Annotated in this window: 13 protein-coding genes; 5 read left to right on the top strand and 8 right to left on the bottom strand. The window is 71.5% G+C overall.

Annotated elements, in window-relative coordinates:
- Positions 1-14: 14 nt before the first annotated feature.
- Positions 15-707, bottom strand: coding sequence for a FadR/GntR family transcriptional regulator (locus AC0VYN_RS13145; protein WP_475536132.1), 693 nt, complete (start codon positions 705-707; stop codon positions 15-17).
- A 156-nt stretch (positions 708-863) separates the two neighbouring features.
- Here AC0VYN_RS13145 and AC0VYN_RS13140 point away from each other — a divergent pair, with 156 nt between their 5' ends.
- Both AC0VYN_RS13140 and AC0VYN_RS13135 read left to right on the top strand, forming a co-directional pair.
- On the top strand, positions 864-1,838 hold the full coding sequence (locus AC0VYN_RS13140) for an RICIN domain-containing protein (protein WP_475536875.1): 975 nt from the start codon (positions 864-866) through the stop codon (positions 1,836-1,838).
- Positions 1,763-1,984, top strand: a complete 222-nt coding sequence (locus AC0VYN_RS13135; protein ID WP_475536131.1) for an RICIN domain-containing protein — start codon at positions 1,763-1,765, stop codon at positions 1,982-1,984. The genes AC0VYN_RS13140 and AC0VYN_RS13135 overlap by 76 nt, the downstream gene beginning before the upstream one ends.
- A gap of 130 nt (positions 1,985-2,114) precedes the next feature.
- On the opposite strand, the gene AC0VYN_RS13130 is transcribed toward AC0VYN_RS13135, so the two are convergent.
- The 3 genes from AC0VYN_RS13130 to AC0VYN_RS13120 form a co-directional block, all read right to left on the bottom strand.
- Positions 2,115-4,085, bottom strand: coding sequence for a family 20 glycosylhydrolase (locus tag AC0VYN_RS13130; RefSeq protein ID WP_475536130.1), 1,971 nt, complete (start codon positions 4,083-4,085; stop codon positions 2,115-2,117).
- 248 nt (positions 4,086-4,333) lie between these two features.
- A complete protein-coding gene (locus AC0VYN_RS13125) occupies positions 4,334-5,431 on the bottom strand; it encodes an IS4 family transposase (RefSeq protein WP_475533885.1) in 1,098 nt (365 codons plus the stop codon).
- Between the two features lie 168 nt (positions 5,432-5,599).
- The gene (locus tag AC0VYN_RS13120; RefSeq protein WP_475536129.1) at positions 5,600-9,127 is read right to left on the bottom strand and encodes a beta-galactosidase; all 3,528 of its coding nucleotides are present in this window, start codon (positions 9,125-9,127) and stop codon (positions 5,600-5,602) included.
- A 301-nt stretch (positions 9,128-9,428) separates the two neighbouring features.
- Here AC0VYN_RS13120 and AC0VYN_RS13115 point away from each other — a divergent pair, with 301 nt between their 5' ends.
- From AC0VYN_RS13115 to AC0VYN_RS13105, 3 genes are read left to right on the top strand one after another with little or no spacing between them, the layout of a single operon-like run.
- Positions 9,429-11,771 carry a beta-N-acetylglucosaminidase domain-containing protein gene (locus tag AC0VYN_RS13115; protein ID WP_475536874.1) on the top strand — a complete coding sequence of 781 codons (2,343 nt, stop codon included), beginning with the start codon at positions 9,429-9,431 and terminating at the stop codon, positions 11,769-11,771.
- 35 nt (positions 11,772-11,806) lie between these two features.
- Positions 11,807-12,046, top strand: coding sequence for a hypothetical protein (locus AC0VYN_RS13110; RefSeq protein WP_475536128.1), 240 nt, complete (start codon positions 11,807-11,809; stop codon positions 12,044-12,046).
- Positions 12,047-12,066: 20 nt separating this feature from the next.
- Positions 12,067-14,439: an alpha-L-fucosidase gene (locus tag AC0VYN_RS13105; protein WP_475536127.1), complete on the top strand. Its 2,373-nt coding sequence runs from the start codon at positions 12,067-12,069 to the stop codon at positions 14,437-14,439.
- A 134-nt stretch (positions 14,440-14,573) separates the two neighbouring features.
- On the opposite strand, the gene metC is transcribed toward AC0VYN_RS13105, so the two are convergent.
- The 4 genes from metC to AC0VYN_RS13085 form a co-directional block, all read right to left on the bottom strand.
- The gene (metC, locus tag AC0VYN_RS13100; protein WP_475536126.1) at positions 14,574-15,788 is read right to left on the bottom strand and encodes a cystathionine beta-lyase; all 1,215 of its coding nucleotides are present in this window, start codon (positions 15,786-15,788) and stop codon (positions 14,574-14,576) included.
- Positions 15,785-17,047 (bottom strand): MFS transporter, encoded by a 1,263-nt coding sequence (locus AC0VYN_RS13095; RefSeq protein ID WP_475536125.1) that lies wholly within the window; start codon positions 17,045-17,047, stop codon positions 15,785-15,787. The genes metC and AC0VYN_RS13095 overlap by 4 nt, the downstream gene beginning before the upstream one ends.
- A 97-nt stretch (positions 17,048-17,144) precedes the next feature.
- Entirely contained in the window at positions 17,145-18,362 is a 1,218-nt protein-coding gene (locus AC0VYN_RS13090; RefSeq protein ID WP_475536124.1) for an ATP-grasp domain-containing protein, read from the bottom strand.
- A 19-nt stretch (positions 18,363-18,381) separates the two neighbouring features.
- Positions 18,382-19,623 carry a radical SAM protein gene (locus tag AC0VYN_RS13085; protein WP_475536123.1) on the bottom strand — a complete coding sequence of 414 codons (1,242 nt, stop codon included), beginning with the start codon at positions 19,621-19,623 and terminating at the stop codon, positions 18,382-18,384.
- Between the last annotated feature and the right edge of the window lie 92 nt (positions 19,624-19,715).

The following is a 19,715-nucleotide window of genomic DNA, read 5'->3' as shown; positions in this document are numbered from 1 at the left end:
CCGCCGACGGGCCCTCAGAGCGCGGGCTCGTCCCCCCCGAGGGTGCCGCGCAGCCACTGCTCGACACCCGCCACGTGCACCGTCATCCACGACCGGGCCAGCTCAGGGTTCCGGTCGGCGACGGCCTCGTGGATCGCCCGGTGCTGGTCGCGGGTGCGCTCCACCGCACCCTCCTCGGTCAGCCCGCGCCAGATCCGCGCCCGTGTGGTCGGACCGGAGAGCCCGTCGATCAGCGAGCAGAGCACCGGATTGCCGGAACCGGAGGCGATCAGACGGTGGAATTCCAGGTCGTTGGCGATCAGTTCCTCCAGCGACGCCTCCCGCGGAAGGCGGTCCAGCACCTTCTCCAGCGCGGCGACGTCCTCGTCCGGCATGGCCGCCGCGGCCATCGCCGCTGCGGCCGGCTCCAGGATCCTGCGGACCTCGAGGAAGTCCAGCACCGTGTCGTCGTGGTGGAAGTCGACGACGAAGCCGAGCGCGTCCAGCAGCAGGCCGGGCTCCAGGCTGGTGACGTACGTCCCGTCGCCCTGCCGCACGTCGAGCACCCGGATCAGCGAGAGGGCCTTGACCGCCTCGCGCAGGGAGTTGCGCGACAACCCCAGCCGCCCGGCCAGGTCGGACTCCTTGGGCAGCCGCTCCCCCGGGCGCAGCTCGCCGTCGACGATCATCGCCTTGATCTTCTCGATCGCCTCGTCGGTGACTGGCACTGTGACCTCCTCATACCCCAGGTGACGACTATACGTCGGATGAATGGTTTACCCGTCCCGACATCGACGTCACCCCGGATACCTCCCATGTGTGGCACGCAACCATGTCACAACCCTGTCCCTGAGCGCGCTTCCTCTCTATCGTGACACAAATTCATCCGATGTATCGCCGCGAACTACCGCGAGGCCGCGGCGGCCCTGGACCTGGACGCCGGGTACGCCGCCACGGTCGCCGCGCTGCAGGAGCGGCTGTACCTGCCCCGGGTCAGCGCCACCACGGGCCGGCTGGAGGAGTGGATGACGGACGCCGACCTGGGCGAGACCACGCACCGTCACCTGTTCCCGCTGGTGGGCCTGTTCCCCGGCGACCGGATCGGCCTCGGGGAGTCGCCCGGGGAGCTGATCGAGGGCGTCACCGCCCTGCTCGCCGCGCGGGGGATGGAGAGCTACGGCTGGGCCTGCGCCTGGCGCGCCCCGTGCTGGGCACGGCTCAAGGACGCCGACAGGGCCTACCGCTTGGTCACCACCGTGATGAGGCCGTCGGTCGGTCACAGCAACGGCAGCGCGATCAACCTCTTCGACATGTACGACCTCGGCAGCCGGGCGACCTTCCAGATCGACGCCAACTTCGGGACGCCGGCCGCCATGCTCGAGATGCTGGTGCAGTCGCGGCCCGGCCGGGTCGAGCTGCTGCCGGCGCTGCCCGCCGCGTGGGCCGCCTCCGGCTCGGTGACCGGCGTGGGCGTGCGCGGCGGCTGCACGGTCGACGTCGACTGGTCGTCGGGCCAGGTCACCTCGGCCACCGTGCACGGCCGGCCCGGCACCCGGACCACCGTGGTGGCCGGCGCCTGGAGCCGGGCCGTGACGATACCGGCGGCCGGATCGGTCACCGTGACCCCCGGCCCGGTCCAGCTCGTGAACCGGCTGAGCGGCAAGGCGATCGACGTCCCCGGGGCTTCGGGCACGGCCGGCCGGGAGCTGGTCCAGTACACGCCGGGCGGCGCCGCCAACCAGCGGTTCCGGTTCGTCCCCGTCGGCGGGGGGGGCTCTTCGAGGTGCGGACCACCCATCTGGCCGACCCCCTGTACTGGGACATCGCCGGCGGATCCACCGCCGACGGGGCCCGGCTGACCCAGTGGGCGTCCACCCACGCCACCAACCAACGGTGGCGGCTGTCCGCGGCGGCCGACGGACACGTGACCGTCGCCTCGGTCCGCAGCGGCAAGGTGCTCGGCGTCACCGGCGACTCCACGGCGAACCTCGCGACGGTGGAGTAGCAGACCGCCGACGGCCGGGCCGGCCAGCAGTGGCGGATCGTGTCGGCCTGACCGGCCGGTGCGACGGCCGTGCCGCCGGGTCCACGGGCCATGCCCCGTGGACCCGGCCGCTGTGTGCCGGTGCTCCGGGTCAGCCCTGCGGGACCGCCCGGACGCGGGTCGGGGCCGTGACGTCGGGTGCCGTCTGCACTGCCGTGCCGTCCGCCCGCCGCTCCGTGAGCCGGAGCTGCGAGACGGCGTTCACGAGCGTCAGGGCGCCCTTGTCCGGCGTGGGTTGCCAGCGCTGGGTGCGCTTGCCCGCCACGCACGTCTCCTGGGTGATCTCCGCTCCGGCCTCCAGCGGCGCGCCCAGGTAGTGCTTGCCGCGGGTGACGTCCAGGCACAGGCCCGTCCGGGACGACCGCAGGGTGTAGTAGCCGTCCGCGGTGGCGGTAAGGTCCCAGGCCGCGGTGCCGTCCCGGACGAAGCCCACGGTGGTGCCGGCCTCCTGGCCGGCGGGCGCGAGCCGCTTGCCGCCGGTTCCGGTCAGCGCGTAGACGCCGTCGGCGAGCGGTGTGCGGTCGGTGTTCGCCCAGCCCGGGGCGTGGCCGACGCGGCGCGCCAGGTCCTCGAACCCCTCGTAGGTGGCGCTCGACCGCGGTCCGCCCCAGGTGGCCTGCGCGATGAACCGCAGCGGCATGAACGCCTTGGCCTCGACCTCGTTCTCCGTCTCGGCGGCGGCGTTGTCCGGCCACATGCTGATCTTCGCGCCGGTGAGGTTCGCGGGCCGTGAGGTGAGGGTCTCGCCCTCGAAGCGCAGTGGCGTCCAGCCGGAGTCGTAGAGCTGCCGCGTGTTCGTGGTGAAGCCGCCGCGCACCAGGTAAAGAGCGTAGGCGGAGTTCATCACCGGACGGCCCTCGGCGAGGAGCGAGGACGGCTTGCTCAGGTTCCCGCCGCCCAGCCAGTGCTCCACGGCGATGCCCCGGTCGAGCGGGACCAGGCTGTTGCGTCCGAGCAGTCCGTCGTTCCAGACGCGCAGCGTGCGGCCGTCCTCGCGGACGTGGTCGCCCACCCGGTTGACGAAGTCGACGAAGGCGTCGTCCGGGGTTGCTCCGGGGCCGAACCTGTCGGTGGCGTACTGCTGGATCTGCGGGAAGTCGGGGTAGGCGGAGCCGATCATGTACTCGTCGGCGCCCATGTGCCAGGACCGGGTGTTCCATACGTCGAGCGCCTCGTCCACGAGGGAGGTGTAGTACGTGAACGCCTCGGGGCGGGTGATGTCGAGCCGGGGCGGGGAGGCCTTGCCGCTGCCGTCCTTCAGCTGCAGCTCAGGGTGGTTCTCCAGGTACGGGTCCATGTGGCCCGGCGAATTGATCTCCGGGATCAGCTCGATGTGGTGGCGCTCGGCCATCGCGACCAGTTCGCGCACCTCGGCCTTGGTGTAGTAGCCCCAGAACGCCGACTCGGGGTCGACGTCGCTCTTGACCTTCGCCTCGATCCAGAGCTGGTTCAGCTTCTGCGACGCCATGTCGCGCATCAGGCGCTCGAACCAGTCCATGGAGACGTGGATGTAGCAGGCGCACACGCCGACGCCGCGCTCGCGGTACTCGGGGACGTCCGTTGTCGTGCCGGCGGGGGCCGTACCGTCCTCGCGCAGCATCTGCAGCACGGTGCGGGTGCCGTAGAAGACGCCGGTGGAGGTCGCGCCGGTCACGGTCAGCCGGCCGCCGGACCCCAGACGGTACCCCTCGGTCCCCAACTCGCCCTTGCGGGCGGCGTCCTGGCTCAGCACGATGTCACCCGGTTCGGCGGACCGCGCTCTCACCACCTGGGGCGTCCGCCCGGTGACCTCGCGCAGCTCGCCGGCGAATCTGCGCGCGTCGGCGGCCGTCCGGGCGTCGACGTCGCGGAGCACGATGCGTGCCCGGTCGCCGAGCCGGAATTCCCCCGGCTCCGCGTTCCACTCGCGCAGGGTCGGCAGTACCTCGGGGGCCGCCGCTCCGGCGGTGGCCGCGCGGGGTTCCTGCGCGCCGGCGGAGGTCATCGGGAGCAGGGCGGCCGTGACCGCCGCGGCGATCGCGCAGACCAGTCCGGTGGTTCCGCGTCGTCGTCCGGCTTTCATGTTCACCTTTCCGTCGTGCGGGTCGGGGCCGCCCGCCCCGGTCGTTCCGGTGCAATGCCGTTGCTTTTGGTGGTTACTGCCATCTTTGGTTCACGGTGATGACGGCTGGTGGGCGGCGGTGGCTGGCAGGTTCGTCGGGGGCCTTGCTGCTGAACGGGGTGATCGACGACTTCAGTTTGCGGGGGCAGTCGCGTGAGCGTCGTCGTGGCAGGAGAGACCAGCGGATCTCGGCGAGGCCGAGAAGGCGGTCATGATTTCGGGCTGAGGGGGGAAAAGCCGCACGGCGCGATCACCGAACGGCGGACAACATGCAGAGCCCGGGTAAACGATGTCCGCTCGGCGGAAGTCTGCGCGATCCGGGCCACCTCGTTGAGCAGGTCGCGGGTCGCGTGGTGGACGATCAGGTGAGCATAGATCTCCTGCCTGACCCCGTCCGGAGTCTGCGAGCGCAGGACCGGTCTGCCCCGCTGATGAGTCTTGATCTCATCGAAGATGATCTCGATCTCCCAGCGCCGGGCATACAGGGCGGCGAGTTCGGCGGCCGGATACTCCTCATGGTCCGTCAGGCTGGTGACAAGCCGGATTACGTCCGCCTGACCGTCCACGCGGTACTCAATCACCCTCACCAGGACTGGTGGAGCTTTGACGGTTCCGGCGGCCTTGGCGTGCTTGTTCGCCTGGATCAGGGCCAGGTAACTCCCGTCCGGCAGGACGTCCTGGACCCTGCGGGCTGCCCGGCGCTCGATCCTCCACAGCAGGTGGGCGCCCCGGTCGCGAAAGCGGTGCCAGCGGGCCAGGCCCCATAGTCCGCGGTCGGCCAAGACCAGCGTCCCGGCCCCGATATGGGCTTCCAGTTCGTCGGACACGATCCGCTCGGAGTCTTTCCAGCCGCCGATCACCGCGTCCAGTACCGCGTGCGACGAGCACTCCGTCACCGCGACCACCCGGGCCTGCGGATAGCCCATCGGATTGCGTTGCGAGCCGGACTTGCCGAAGGTTTCCCGGTTGTGGGCCGAGTCGGGGACGGCCAGCAGCATCCCGTCCAGGGCCAGGACCCGCAGCCCGTGGAAGAGTTCCGTGCTCCGGCCCAGCGGCCGGGCCACGGCCCGGAACAGCTCTCGCATCACCGGCCAGCCCAGCCGCTGCCTCGCCCGTGTCAGAGATGACTTGTTCACCCCGGCCCACGGCCGAAGCGTCGGCTCGCCGGCCTTCACCAACCGCAAGACCTCCAGGTAGTCGGCCTGCGGAAACAGGCACAGTGCCAGCACGAAGTACACCGTGAACCGGGCCGACAGCACACGCCGGCGTTTCTCCGCGCACCCGGCCTCGGCAACGACCCGGTCCACCAGCTCAGCAGGACACGACCGAGTCAGGATGCCCAACCCCAACCGCTCCAGACGCGACACCAACACGCATGGCTCAACACCACGCACACCCCAAAAGCAACGGCATTGCGTTCCGGTGACCGGGGCGGGCGGGTTCTGTGGGGGCCGGGGGCTGTGGGGACGGCAGGGTCACCGCTCTCGCGAGCGGGCCGCGCCGAACAGCTCCCCGTAGCCGGGTGAGGCGTTCTGCCCGGCCTGGACGCCGCCGAGCACGGTGCCCCGGTGCACGAGCCGGACGGAGTCGGGTCCGACGCCGCTCTGCTCGGCGGTGACGGCGAGCGCGACGGTGTTCTCGCCCCGCGCCCTGAGGAAACCGGAGGGGATGACGAACTCCTGCTGGGGGCCCACGTTGTTGACGTACTGGCCGGTGTTCCAGCCGTTCACGAAGATCTGCACCCGGTACTTGTCGGCGCGCGCGCCGGCGTCGTCGATCCGCAGGCCGATCGCCGTGTCGGTGCCGCTCGGCAGGTTCAGCCGGGCCGTCGTGCGGAACCAGCGCACACCGGGCCGGTCGCTCTTGAGCGAGGACGTGGTGCGCCAGGAGGAGTCCGGTGCGCCCGGCAGGTGCCAGCCCGCGCGCTCGCCGTGGAGACCGCCGTTGTTGTCGACACCGCGCACGGTGTCGACCGGGTCGGGGCCGCCCGCGGCGCCCTGGATGCGCCACGTCACCGGGCCGGAGCCGGGCACGGCCACGTCGGCCAGACCGCGGCCGCCCTTGGACCGGCCGTCGGAGGACCAGTCCTCGTAGTGCCCCATGTTGCGGACCAGGATCGCCAGCACGGCCGGCTCGCCGGGCTCGGTGACGCCGGCCGGCACGGTGTGGGTGGCGGTGCCGTCGCCCTGGGCGCCGAGGTAGCGGCCGTTCAGCCAGACCAGCGCGTGGCCGGCCGTCCCGGTCTTGACGGAGACCTTCACCGTGCTGCTCGCCGTCCCGGGCGTGTAGTGGCCGCGGTACCAGGTGTCGCCCTCGTGGAAGCCGTACTCGTCGGTGTCCAGGACGACGCCGGACGCCTCACCGGGGCCGTGCCGGGGGTTGTCGGCGGTGGTGCGGTCGGCCTTCGTCCAGCCCGAGTCGTCGAAGCCGGCGGTGTGTTCGGGGTCGGCGTCGGCGGTGCGCCAGGTGGCGAGCGCGGGCAGCGGCGGAGTGCCGGGGCCGGGCAGGGTGGCGGTCAGGGCGTCCGCCGCGTCGCGTGCGACGGCGAGCCGGCGGCCGTTCCAGGTCAGGGTGGTGACCCCCGCCGGGGCGAACACCCGCAGCGTGCCGGCCTCCCGGGTGTCTCCGGTGAGGTCGAGCCGTGCCCCGGTGAGGCGGGCGGTGCGGGCCAGTTCGGGGCCGGTGACCAGGACGTCACTGCTTCCGGCGTCGAGCCGCCAGGTGTTCGCCACCCCGTCGCGGTCGGTGATCAGGACGGTCAGGTCCGTGCCGTCACCGGTGATCCGGAGCGTGCGGGGGCCGCCGTGCGTGTAGTTGAGGCGCAGGTCCTTGCGTGCCGCGTCCCAGGTGACGTCGACGGGGTCGCCGTCGAGGGTCGTGACCTTCGGCTGCGACGCGTGGCGCAGCACCGTCTCGCCCGCCTCGCCCTTCGTGCCGTCGAGGACGAGGAGGTCGCGGCCGGCGGACAGGTGGGTGAGCACCTGGGAGGTGGAGTAGACCAGGCGGTGCGGGCCGAAGGCGTAGTCGGCGACGAGTGCCTTGGCGTCGCGCCCGGCGACGGTGATCGCGGTGCCCTCCTGCTGCGGGATGCGCGGGTAGGCCGTTTCCGACGGGTGCGGTGCCGTACTCGGGGTGGTGTCGATCGCGTCGACGGAGACGAACGTGCCCTGGGAGGCGGCTGTCCCCTTCTCCCCGGTCACGACGATCCTCAGGGTGTGCTCGCCCTTCCCCAGGTCGTTCGCTTCGAACAGGACCCGCTGGAAGACGGGTGCCGGGGCGTAGCTGTCGACGGTGGCCTTCTTCACGCCGTCGACGTAGACGTCGGCCGTGCCGTGGTTGACGGAGTCCGGTCCGATCCAGCGCACGGTCGGCCCCTCGAAGGTGACCTCGAGGCTGTCACCGGCCCGGTCGGAGAAGGTCTCGTCGCCCTGGTGGTCGCCGCCGGTCCAGGCCTTGCCGGAGGCGCGTTCCCAGGAGCCGGTGAACCGCAGCGTCCCGGTGTCGGAGTCGTTCCAGCGGTACAAGGCCGGCACCGGTCTCGGAGGGTCGGCCAGGTCGAGCGGGAAGGTCACCCGGCTGGTGGAGGTGTCGTTGGAGTCGGGGTGGCGCAGGGTGATCAGGCGGGTGCCGTGGCCGGAGACGGAGGCCGCGGCGTTCTCCGTGGAGAGCCGCTGCTGGGCCTTGACGGGTCCCCCGCCGGTCACCGTGACCCCCGGCGGGGTGACGGTCGAGGAGGAGGCGATCGGCGTCACCGCGTGCTGCAGGTAGCCGAACTCCTTGTGGACGGCGAGCTTGGGGGTGATCCGCCGGTCCTCGGAGATCGGGGCGCCGTAGTCGTAGGAGGTGAAGCCGGATCCGGGGTCACCGGTCCAGCCCCAGTTGGTGCCGCCGTACTCCATGTAGGAGTTGAACATGGTCACGCCGTTGGCGAGGTTGTTCACCGCGAACTGGCGGGTGAACGCGGAGTCGACGAAGTTCGCGCACTCGCTGGTCTGGAAGTCGCGTCCCCACGCCGTGAACGCCCCGCCCTGTCCTTCGGCGACGAACACCGGCGTCCCGGGCGAGTAGCCGCGGATGCGGGACTCGAAGTCCTTGAGCTGACCGCGTGCGCCCTTGCAGTCGAAGCCCAGCGGGTAGGTGTCGAAGGCGTAGAGGTCCAGCTTGGAGCCGCCGGGTGTGCCGGGCGCGTTCCATCCGTGGCCGTCGCCCCAGTCGTTGTGGAACAGCGGCACGGTGATGCCGTGTTCCTCGACGGCGGTCTGGAGCTTCTCGATGTACTCGACGTGCTTGGGCGCGTTGTCGATCTGCTCGTTCTCGACCTGGTAGGCGATGACGCTGCCGCCACCGTCGGTGATCTGGTGCCTGCCGATGATCGCGTTCACGGCCTTCAGCCATTCCAGGTCGGCCGCGAGGTTCCGCGGGTCGGCCGTGCGTTCCTCACCGGCGTGGGTGGTCATGTAGGCCGGCAGACCGCCCATGCTCGCCTCGGCGTTGATGTACGGGCCGGGGCGGGCGATGACGTACAGGCCCTCCTCCTCGGCCATGGTCAGAAGCCGGTCGACGTCGCGGACGCCGGTGAAGTCGTAGGTGCCGGGGCGGCTGGAGTGGTAGCCCCAGAAAAAGTACAGCGACACGGCGTTGAAGCCCGAGGCCTTCAGCTTCTGGAGGACGTCGCGCCATTGGTCCGGGCTGGGCAGCCGCCAGTAGTGGAACTCCCCGGACCACACGGTCAGCCGCTCGCCGTCGAGGGTGAGGGACTTGTCGTCCCAGCCGACCCGGTGCGGCTGTCCGTCGTTGCCGGGGAAGGCGGCCGGGACCGCGACGGGGGCCGCCGCCGCCCGGCCCCGCTGCCCGCCTGCCGGCCCGTCCGGCGCGGCCACGGCGCCGCCCGCCGGGGTGAGGGCCAGCAGGGCGAGGGCGAGGCCGGCCGCCAGCGGCCGCAGGGCCGGTCTTCCGGACCGGGCGGAGGCGCGGCGCCCCCGGGTCCGGTGGGATCTGGACAACTGGTGCATGGGCGCCTCCGATGACACGGGCTCGAGGAACGTTTCCGTCGGTGATGTGACCGCGTGAAGCCATGCCGTGAACAGGGCATGCCAAAGCGACACCCTGTCGATCAGTGTTGGCCAGAGTAAAGCCCACCCGTCAAGAGGTCTAGACCCCATACGTCTTACCTCCAACGACCGATCCCTGCATCATCCCTGTGGAGAAGGTATTTCATGGTCCAGACCAACACTGGAGGTCTTCGTGAGAAGACGCACGACAACCATCACGACGCTGGGCATCTGCTTCGCACTCGCAAGCACGATGGCGGTCGAGTCGTCGTCGGCCGCTCCTGGTGAGGCCGCCCCCAGCGCCGCGGCCCCGGTGCCGCCGGTCTCGCCGACCCCGCAGTCCCTCACCCGCGCAGGTGGCGACGTCGTCGTGACCGGCCGGGTGATCGTCGTGGCGGACGGGACCACGGACGCCCCGGCCCGGGCCCGCCTCGTGGACGAACTGAAGGCCCACGGCGCCGACCGGGTGGACGTCGTCACCCCCGGGAACGTTCCCCAGGCCGCCGCCGGCCTGCTCACCGTGCGGCTCGGTCCGGCCGCACGCCCCGACATCGCGGCGGCGCTCGGCGACACCGCGGTGCCGGACCACGCGGAGGGATACGCCCTGCGTGTCGCGCGGGCCGGGCGGGGTGCGCGGATCGCCCTCGGCGGCAAGGACGCCACCGGCCAGTACTACGCCGTGCAGACCCTGCGGCAGTTGTTCGTCCCCGCCGGGGACGACGGCTGGAAGGTGTCGGGAGTTCAGGTGAGCGACTTCCCGTCGATGCCGCTGCGGGGCACCATCGAGGGCTTCTACGGGCAGCCCTGGACGCACGCCGAGCGCCTCGACCAGATGGACTTCTACGGGGACGTCAAGGCCAACACCTACATCTACGCCCCCAAGGACGACCCCTACCACCGCGGCAAGTGGCGCGAGGCCTACCCCGCGGACAAGCAGGCCGAGCTGGGGGAACTCGTCGCCCGGGCCACGGCCAACCACGTGCGCTTCACCTTCGCCGTCTCCCCCGGCGAGTCGATCTGCTACTCGGACCCCGCCGACCGCGCGGCCCTCAAGGCCAAGCTCCAGGCGATGTACGACCTGGGCACCCGCGCCTTCTCCGTCCCGCTCGACGACATCAACTACACCCGCTGGAACTGCGAGGCCGACCGGGCCGCCTACGGCGAACCCGGCGCCGGGGCCGCCGGGAAGGCGCAGGTCGACCTGCTCAACGACGTGCAGCGCACCTTCGTCGCCACGCACCCGGGCACCTGGCCGCTGCAGATGGTGCCCACCGAGTACTACAACAACAGCGACTCGGCCTACAAGCGAGCCCTGCGGGAGACCCTGGACCCCGCGGTCGAGGTGATGTGGACCGGTGTGGGCGTGGTACCCACGCAGATCACCAACGACGAGGCCGAGCAGGCCGCGAAGGTGTTCGGCCGCAAGGTCTTCGTCTGGGACAACTACCCGGTCAACGACTTCGGCAACACCAGCGGCCGGCTGCTGCTCGCGCCCTACGACAAGCGTGAGGCCGGGCTGTCCGACCACCTGTCCGGCATCGTGGCCAACCCCATGAACCAGCCCTACGCCAGCAAGGTCGCCGTCTTCGGCACCGCGGACTTCACCTGGAACGACCGGGCCTACGACGCGCGGACCAACTGGCGCAACGCCATGTCCTACCTCGCGGGCGGCGACCCCGAGGCCACCGGGGCCCTGCTCGCCTTCGGCGACCTCGAGCACATGGCCCCGACCTTCGGCTCCACCCCCTGGCAGCCCCAGGCCCCGGAACTCGCCCGCCGGGTCGAGGAGTTCTGGAAGGCGTGGGACGCGGGTGACCGCACCGACGCCGTGCGGGCCCTGCGCGCGTACGCGGCCGCCGTCGAGCGGGCCCCGTCGGTCATCCGCGGCGGCTCCGTGGAGAAGGGCTTCACCGTCGACGCGGCGCCCTGGCTGGACGCCACCGAGCTGTGGGGCGAGGCGATGGTCAAGACGCTCGACGCGCTCGCGGCACGGCAGGCCTGGGACAAGGACACCTCGGACCGGCTGCTGGCCGAGTCGGACGCGCTGCAGGAACAGGCCCGCGCCGTGCGCGTCGACCCGCCGCGCAACTCCTGGGGAGAGGTCCAGCCCAAGGTCGGTGACGGTGTGCTCGACGCCTTCCTCGCCCAGGCCGACCTCCGGCTCCGGTTGTGGGACTCCGCGGGAGGCACGGAGAACCTGGCCCTGAAGGGCACGGCGACCGCCTCCAGCGTGGAGCTGGACCTCGACCGGCTCGCGGCCCGGAACGTCAACGACGGACGCCTGGACACTCGTTGGGCCTCCGGCTACACGAACGACGAGTGGGTGCAGATCCAGCTCGCCGCCCCGGCGAAGGTCGCCGCGGTGACCCTCTCCTGGGAGAACGCCTGCGCGACGGAGTACGCCGTGCAGACCTCCCAGGACGGGGTGACCTGGAAGACCGTGTCCACGCAGCGCCCGGACTCCTGCGGCAACGACCTCGTCCGGGTCACCGACGACGAGGCCGCGCGGTACGTCCGCGTGCAGGGCGTCGAGCGGAGGACGACCTGGGGCTACTCGATCCACGAGATCGGCGTCTACGGCACGCCCGCGGCCTGACACGCGGCGCACGTCCCCACGCGATCCACGGGGGCGTGCGCCGGGGCCCGCGCCGGCACTCGGTGGTGATCGACCGGCTCGTCCGCAACACCGACATCGCTCGCCGACCTGGACAGCGGCCTCGGCCGACGGGCAGTGCGGAGCAGGCGGCCGCCCGCCGGACGTACCGCGCCCTGACCGCCGCGGCGCCGGGAGAGCACGACATCACCCTCGACTTCCGTCCGGCGGACGGCACGGCGCTCACCTCCGCGCGCGTGCGGGTCGTCATCGTCTGAACCCGAAGGGAGCAGGACACATGAGGAACGGACTTCTGGCGGCGGCCGCCGCCCTCACGGTCTTACTCGGGGGCGCGGCCCTGTCCGCCCCCGCACACGCGAAAGCGCGGGCCCTCGGCAACCAGGTCGTGCCCATCGCACCGACCGACACCAAGGAGGACCTGCTCGAAAAGGCGGCCCGGGTCACCCCCAGCGCCCGCCAACTCGCCTGGCAGCGCGAGGAGCTGACCGGCTTCGTGCACTTCGGCCCCAACACCTACACCGGCCGCGACCTCGGGCTGGGCACCGAGAGCCCCGACCTGATCCAGCCCACCGGCCTCGACACCGACCAGTGGATCTCGGCGTTCAGGGACGCCGGGTTCAAGAAGGTCATCCTCACCGCCAAGCACCACGACGGCATGCTGCTCTTCCCGTCGCGGTACTCGTCCTACGGTGTGGCCTCCAGCAGCTGGATGGGCGGCAAGGGGGACATCGTCAAGTCCTTCACCGACTCCGCCCGCAAGTACGGCGTCAAGGTCGGCCTCTATCTCTCGCCCGCCGACCTGCACGAGGCCCAGCCCGGCGGCACGTTCGGCAACGGCAGCGCGAAGAAGGAGAGCCGCATCCCGAGCCAGGGCGGCTCCGGCCCCTCGTTCACCTTCCAGGCGGACGACTACAACCGCTACTACATGAACACGTTCCACGAGCTGCTCACCCGGTACGGGACCGTCTCCGAGGTGTGGCTCGACGGCTACGACCCCACCAACGGCCGCCAGCCCTACAACTTCCCCGACTGGTACCGGATGATCCGGACCCTCCAGCCGGGGGCGGTGATCTTCGGCGGCCCCGACATCCGCTGGGTCGGCAACGAGGACGGCTACGCACGCGCCGATGAGTGGAGCGTGATCCCCAACCAGGGGGCGGCCGATCCCGACGCCCGGCGGAGGCCGACGTTCGGCGAGACCGCCACGGACATCGCCGGTGACGGCAGGCTCACCACCGAGTCGGACTACCTGGCCTGGTTCCCGGGCGAGTGCGACGCCCGGCTGCAGCCCGCGTGGTTCTGGCGTCCCGGCCAGCAGCCCAAGTCACTGTCCGCCCTGGAGGACATGTACTTCGGCTCCGTCGGACGCAACTGCCAGCTCCTGCTCAACGTGGGCCCCGATCGGAGCGGACGGTTCGGGACGGCCGAGGCGGACCGGCTGCGCGAGTTCGGCGAGCGGATCCGGTCCGTCTTCGACGAGGACCTGACCGCCGGCGCCGCCGCCGCCAACGCCGACGGCACCGCCAGCACCGACGGCAACGGGCCCGCCCACGTCCTCGACGGCGACGACTCCACCGCCTGGCAGCCCACCGGCTCCACCGGTTCCCTGGTGGTGGAGCTGAACGGCGAGAAACGGTTCAACACCGTCGCGCTCCAGGAGAACATCCAGGTCGGCCAGCGCGTCTCGTCCTTCGCCGTCGACACCTGGGACGGCGGCGCCTGGAAACAGGCGGGCGCCGCGACGACCATCGGCCACAAGCGGCTCCTGCGCCTGGGCGGCGTGGTGAAGACGTCCAAGGTCCGGCTGCGTGTCCTGGGTTCGCGCGCCCTGCCGCCCGCCATCGCGACCCTCGGCCTCTACCACGACGGCACGGACGACAACCTGGCCCTCGGCACCGCGGCCACCCAGTCGTCCTCCACCCAGCCCGGGGGCGAGGCCGCGCACGCCGTCGACGGCGGCACGAACGGGGACTTCTTCAATGGCTCGGTCACGCACACCGGCTCCGACCCGCACGCCTGGTGGCAGACCGACCTCGGCGCCTCCGTGCCGCTCGGCAGGATCGCCCTGTGGAACCGCACCGACTGCTGCGCCGCCCGGCTCTCCGACTACTGGGTGTTCGTCTCCGACACGCCCTTCGACACCTCGCTGACCCCCGAGCAGCAGGCCGCGCGGCCCGGCGTCCGGTCCCGTCACCAGACCACCACCGCCGGCACCCCGACCACGGTGACGGCCGGCACCACCGGCCGGTACGTCATGGTGCAACTGGCCGGAACCGGCGTGCTGTCGCTCGCCGAGGTCCAGGTCTTCGCCCCGGCGCACGATTTCTCCGTCACCGCCGAGCAGCCCATGACCTCCGCCACGCCCGGCTCGGCGGTCACCTCCGCCATCGCCACCTCGGTCACCAAGGGCGACCCCCAGACCGTGCGGCTGACGGCGACGGGCCTGCCGACGGGCACCACGGCGGCCTTCGCACCCGCCGAGATCCAGTCGGGCGCCGGGTCCGCGCTGACCCTGCGGACTTCCGCCTCGACCCCGCCGGGCGACTACACCGTCAAGGTCGTGGCCACCGGCGCCGAGGCGACGCACAGCGCCCAGATCACCCTCAGCGTCGTCGGCCGGTACCGCCTCCCGCTGACCGGCGGACGGTGACGGACAGCGGCCGTCCGCGGGACCGTGCGGCGGCGGGAAGCGGTCCGCCGGGGCACTGCGGGCACCGGAGGGCCGAGGGGTTCCGCCCCCGCCGCTCGCACGGCGGGGGCGGAACCGAGGTCTTCCCGGGGCACCTACGTGACGCGGTGGGGGACGCGTCCGCGGAGCAGGGCCTCGAAGCCCGCCCTCAGGTCCTGCTTCAGGTCGGCCAGGGCCTCGAAGCCGGCGTGCACCCGGATCAGGGGGCCCCGGCCCGCCCAGGTCCCGGGCAGGCGCCCGGAGACGGGGTCGGCCGGGACGATCAGGCTCTCGTAGCCGCCGTAGCTGTGGCCCAGGCCGAAGAGGCGCAGGCGGTCCAGCATCGCGTCGATGTCCGGTTTGCGAAAGCCCGGTTCGAGCTCCACCCCGAACAGGCCGGCCGCGCCGGTGAAGTCGCGGCGCCACAGGTCGTGACCGGGGTCCCCGGGCAGACCGGGGTGCAGGACCGCCGCCACACCTTCCTGTCCCGCGATCCAGCGGGCCAGTTCCAGGCCCTGTTCCTGGTGCCGGGCCAGGCGCACGCCGAGGGTGCGCAGCCCGCGCAGGCCCAGGTAGGCGTCGTCGGCCCCGGCGCACTGGCCGAGCCGCATCGCCGCGCCCCGGACGAGCGGATAGCTCTCCTCGGTGCAGACGACCGCCCCGAGGATGCTGTCCGCGTGCCCCGTCAGGTACTTGGTCGCGGAGTGCACCACCGCGTCCACGCCCGCGCCGAGAGCCAGCGGGCGGTGGAACACGGGTGTGGCCCAGGTGTTGTCGGCGATGGTGGCCACCCCGTGGGCCCGGCAGACGGCGGTGAGCGCCGGGACGTCCTGCACCTCGAAGGTGGTGGAGCCCGGCGACTCGAGGTACAGCAGCCGTGTCCGCGGGCGGATCAGCCGGGCGATCGCGGCGCCGTCCGCGATCGGGTGGTAGTACTCGGTCTCCACGCCCAGCGCGGCGAGCGAGTCGCAGAACCTCCGGGTCGGCAGATACACCGAGTCGCTGACGAGGATGTGATCGCCGGCCTGGACGTACGCGAGGATCGTCGTGGTGATCGCCGAGAGGCCGGAGCAGGTGACGACCGCGGCGTGGCCGCCCTCCAGTTCGGTCAGCGCCTCCTCGAAGGCGCGGCTGGTGGGCGTGCCGAAACGGCCGTAGACCGAGCCGCCCCGCTTGAGCGGGTCGGCCTGGGAGGCGTCCATCTCGGCCACGTCCCGGTAGAGGACCGTGGAGGCGTGGTGCACGGGCGGGTTGACGTAGCCGCCCTGCCGGGTCGGGTCCGAGCCGGCGTGCACGTACCGCGTCTCCGGGGAGTCGATGGGCTCGTTCACCGGCCCACCGCCGGTTCGGGCAGCGACGGTTCGGGCACCGCGGGCCGCCGGTGGCGGCCCAGCGCCAGGGCGAGCAGCGCCGCGATCGCGCACTGGGCTCCCACCACCAGCCAGAACGCGCCGAGGTGGCCGCCGGACTCGAAGTGGGCGAAGACGAATCCGCCGACGACACCGGCGAGGAGGCCGCCGACACCGCCCGTGAGCCGCTGCACGCCGAAGGCGAACGCGGCGTTGCGCGGCAGGAGTTCGACGAGTTCCAGGTCGCAGCGGAGGAAGAGGAAGATCTCGCCCATGGTGAACAGCGCGGTGCCGGCCAGCAGGGCCGGGGTCCCGTCGACGGCCATGACGGCCATGCCGGCCGCCATCACGGCGAACGAACCGGCCATCAGCAGGCGGTAGTCGGCCCGCGCGATCCGGTCGGCGAGCACCGGCTGGAGCACCACCACCATGGCGCAGTTGAGCAGCATCACCCAGCCCAGCGCCTGGATGTTGGACACCCCGGCCGCGTAGAGACCGATGAAGCTCTGGAAGAAGAAGTACAGGTAGTAGGCGAGGGCGGTGAACAGGACCGGGCGCAGCGCTCCCCGCAGCGCCGACCACTTCCCGGCGGTCTCCTCCTGCCCGGCCGGCTCCGGCGCCGTGTCCGCCCGGGGCCCGGCCGGCTTCAGCGTGATCTGGTGGGCCGTGGTGATCAGCGCGAAGAGCCCGGCGAGACCGATGAGCAGCGCCATCGGGTCGGCGTCGACCAGCAGTGCGGCCAGCAACGGGCCGAGGCCCATTCCGGCGTTGAGCGCGGCGCTGCTCACCCCGAGGAACAGCGGGCGCAGTCCGTCGGAGACGCTGGTGACGATGTACGCCTTGTTCGCCGGGAGGTACAGCGCCGGGCCGCCCGCCACGAGGACGACGGCCGGGTACGCCACCCAGGGCATCCTGACGGCCAACCCGAGCAGCACCAGGCCGGCCGTGCGCAGGGCGAGCGCGAGCACCATGGTCCGCTTGAGCCCGAGCCGGTCCACGACCGCGCCGCCGAGGATGCTGCCGCCGAACTGGATGAAGGTGGCCACCGCGACCAGCACCCCGGCCACCCGGACGTCCAGGTGGACGGCCTGGACCATGAGCACTCCGATGAACGGGGTGACCATGTAGCTGCCCAGCGCGACGACGAACGACAGGACGATCAGTGACTTGAGCGCGGACGACAGACCGGTGAACGTCCGGTACTTCGAGGCGAGTCCGCCGCCGGCGCGTCCCCCGCTCACGGCGTGCCGCTCTCGCCGGTGTCCCCCGGGCGCTCCGAGGGCGGGCCCGCGCTCCGGCGGGCGCCGACGGCCGTTCCTCCAGGGGGCGTCGTGGTGCTCACGCGACGCCTCCGGAGGGCTGGGCCGGCCGCCACCGGGCGGTGCCGGAGAACCAGTCCGCCACGCGTTCGAGGTTGGCGGCCACGTCCTCCTCGCTGTCCCCGTCGACCACGTAACCGGCGAGGAACAGGCCGGACTTCACCCCGCCGTGGAACTCCTGGCCGACGGCTCCGGTGACCATCACCTCACGGACGCACCCGGGCTGCTCGTCCGCCGCGGGCAGCCGCTCCAGCACCCCGTCCTTTGGCGGGATGCACAGGGCCCCGGCGGGCCGGTACGCGGAGATGTCCGGCGCCGAGGAGAGGCCGCACTCGGCGTACAGCCACGCCTTGTCCAGGTCGAGCCCGAACGCGTGCCGGACCATCGCACTGATCATGCCCCCGCCGGTACGGCTGGCGATCTCGCAGAAGACCAGGCGGTCGTCCGGAGTGATCCAGAACTCGGCGTGGAAGGCGGTCTGCGGCGGCGTGGGCAGCTCGTCCAGCACCGCCCGTGCCGCCTTGACCAGCCGGTCGTACAGCGGATCCTGCCGGGTGAGCGGCAGGTTGGCGACCCAGTCGTTGCTCCGGAACGACAGACAGTCGTTGAGGTAGCGGAAGGGGTGGACGAACACGACCTCCCCGCCCGCCACCAGCCCGTCCACGTGGTACATCTGCCCGGGTACGAACACCTCGATCTCGCTGGTCCCCCGCCACGGACTGGCCAGGTAGACGTCCAGCTCCGCCTCGTCGCGGATGATCGCCGCGCCCAGCGAGCCCGACTCGGACACCGGCTTGATCACGACCGGGTAGCCGTGTTCGGCGACGAAGTCGAGGGCGGTGTAGGCCGAGTCGAGCCGGCGGTAGGCCGGCACGTCGACGGGGCCGCCCGCGAGATGGTCCTTCATCACGACCTTGTCGCGGAAGGCCAGCGCGCTCGCGGTGTGCTGGCCCGGCAGTCCGAGCCGCTCCCGCAGCTGCGCGGCGCGTACGACGTCGGCCTCGGCCCGGGCGAAGACCGCCTCGACGGCGAACTCGCGGGCCAGCCGCAGCGCGGTCTTCTCGACCAGCTGGTTGGTGTCGTACGCGTCGAAGGCGTACACGTGCGGGAGATGGGAGTAGCCGTCCGCGTACTCCCGCGCGGTCACGACGACCGGGACGATCCCCGAGCCGGCCAGCCACCGGTCGTACGGGGTCTTGGCGTAGGGCGTCTTGGCGAAGACGAGGATGTGGCGCATCGCGGGGTCTTTCTCTCGGTCAGGACGCGGAGTCGGTGAGGAGCGGCAGCCGGCGCCGCTCCGGGACCCTGGAGATCAGGCCGAGTTCCTCGGACAGCTCGGTGGCGAAGCAGCCGTCCTTGTACGTGCCGGACATCCGCTTGGCGGTGAACGCCTCGATCTCGTCGTGGTCGAACTCCACGTCGTACGTGGTGCCGTCGGTGCTGACGGTGCGGGTCAGGATGCCGAGGTGCGGCTCGAAGGTGTTGACGCAGCCCACGATGTCGCCGATCTTCTCGCGGCGGCCCTCGGGCCCCTCGGAGAGGACCTCCTCCTGCGCGGGGATGGCGGCGAAGAGCTGACGGCCTGCCCGGCACCAGCCGACGTGACCGGGGAAGCCCATGGCCTTGATGCCGAAGGTGCCGAAGTCCTCGCTGACGCCGAGCTGGAAGCCGAGCGGGATCGTCTCGTGGAGCCACTTGAAGTCGCGGTAAGCCTGCTCGACCTCCTCGCGGCTCAGGCGCAGCTCGGGGTGGCGGTTGCCGTGGTCGGTGAAGTTGTTGAACCGGACGGTGGCCACGCCCAGGTTGTTGAAGTAGTGGGCGTAGCGCTCCAGGGAGGTGCGGCCGTGGTTGTGGCGGCCTATGGTGACGCCGATGTTGACGCGGAAGGCGTCCTCGGGGGCGACGCCCTCGTTGTACTCGGCGATGCGGCTCAGCACCTTCTCGGTGTCCGCGCCCGAGAAGACGCCCTTGATGGGGTAGGTCTTGTGGTCGGTGACGGCGAGGTTCTCGTCGATCACGCCGTGGTAGGTGATGGAGATGGTCCCGTAGCCGTTCTCCACCGCCCGGTCGAGGAGCTCCCGCCAGTTGTCGGCGAGCAGGGGGCGGCCGCTGGTCCAGGCGTCGCCCTTCTCCATGGTCGCGGTCGGGGTGTGGTCCAGTTCCTGGCGGAACTCACGGTTGTTGGCCGGTCCGTAGAGGTTCATGAACTCGCCGTCGTAGGCGAAGCTGTCCACGTAGCGGGGGTAGACGTGGTACCCGTGCGACTGCAGGCCCTCCAGGATGCGGGGGCCCTCCTCCATGGCGAAGGACTTGTCGTAGACCTTCTCGTAGTTGACGAACCAGCAGTGCGCGCACTTCTGGCCACAGGTGTTCTTGCCGACCTTGGTGTCGAGGTCGAGGTAGATGTGGATGTCGTCGGGCTTGATGTCCACGAAGGGCGTGGTGAACGGGACATCACCGTGGAAATCGTAGGAAATCGGCGCGTTCTGGACGGACATGTGACCCCCGGTGCGGTGTTGTGTCAGGAACCAGGCAGGAAGGAGGGACGGAGCGGCGATCGCTCGTGGGGACGCGGAGCCGTGGTGCGGTC

The sequence above is a fragment of the Streptomyces sp. 63XJN7_1_ISO-PGPR-S23-121 genome, assembly GCF_056173025.1.
The sequence above is the reverse complement of the archived record's forward strand: the minus strand, read 5'-3'. Positions and strand labels throughout refer to the sequence as shown.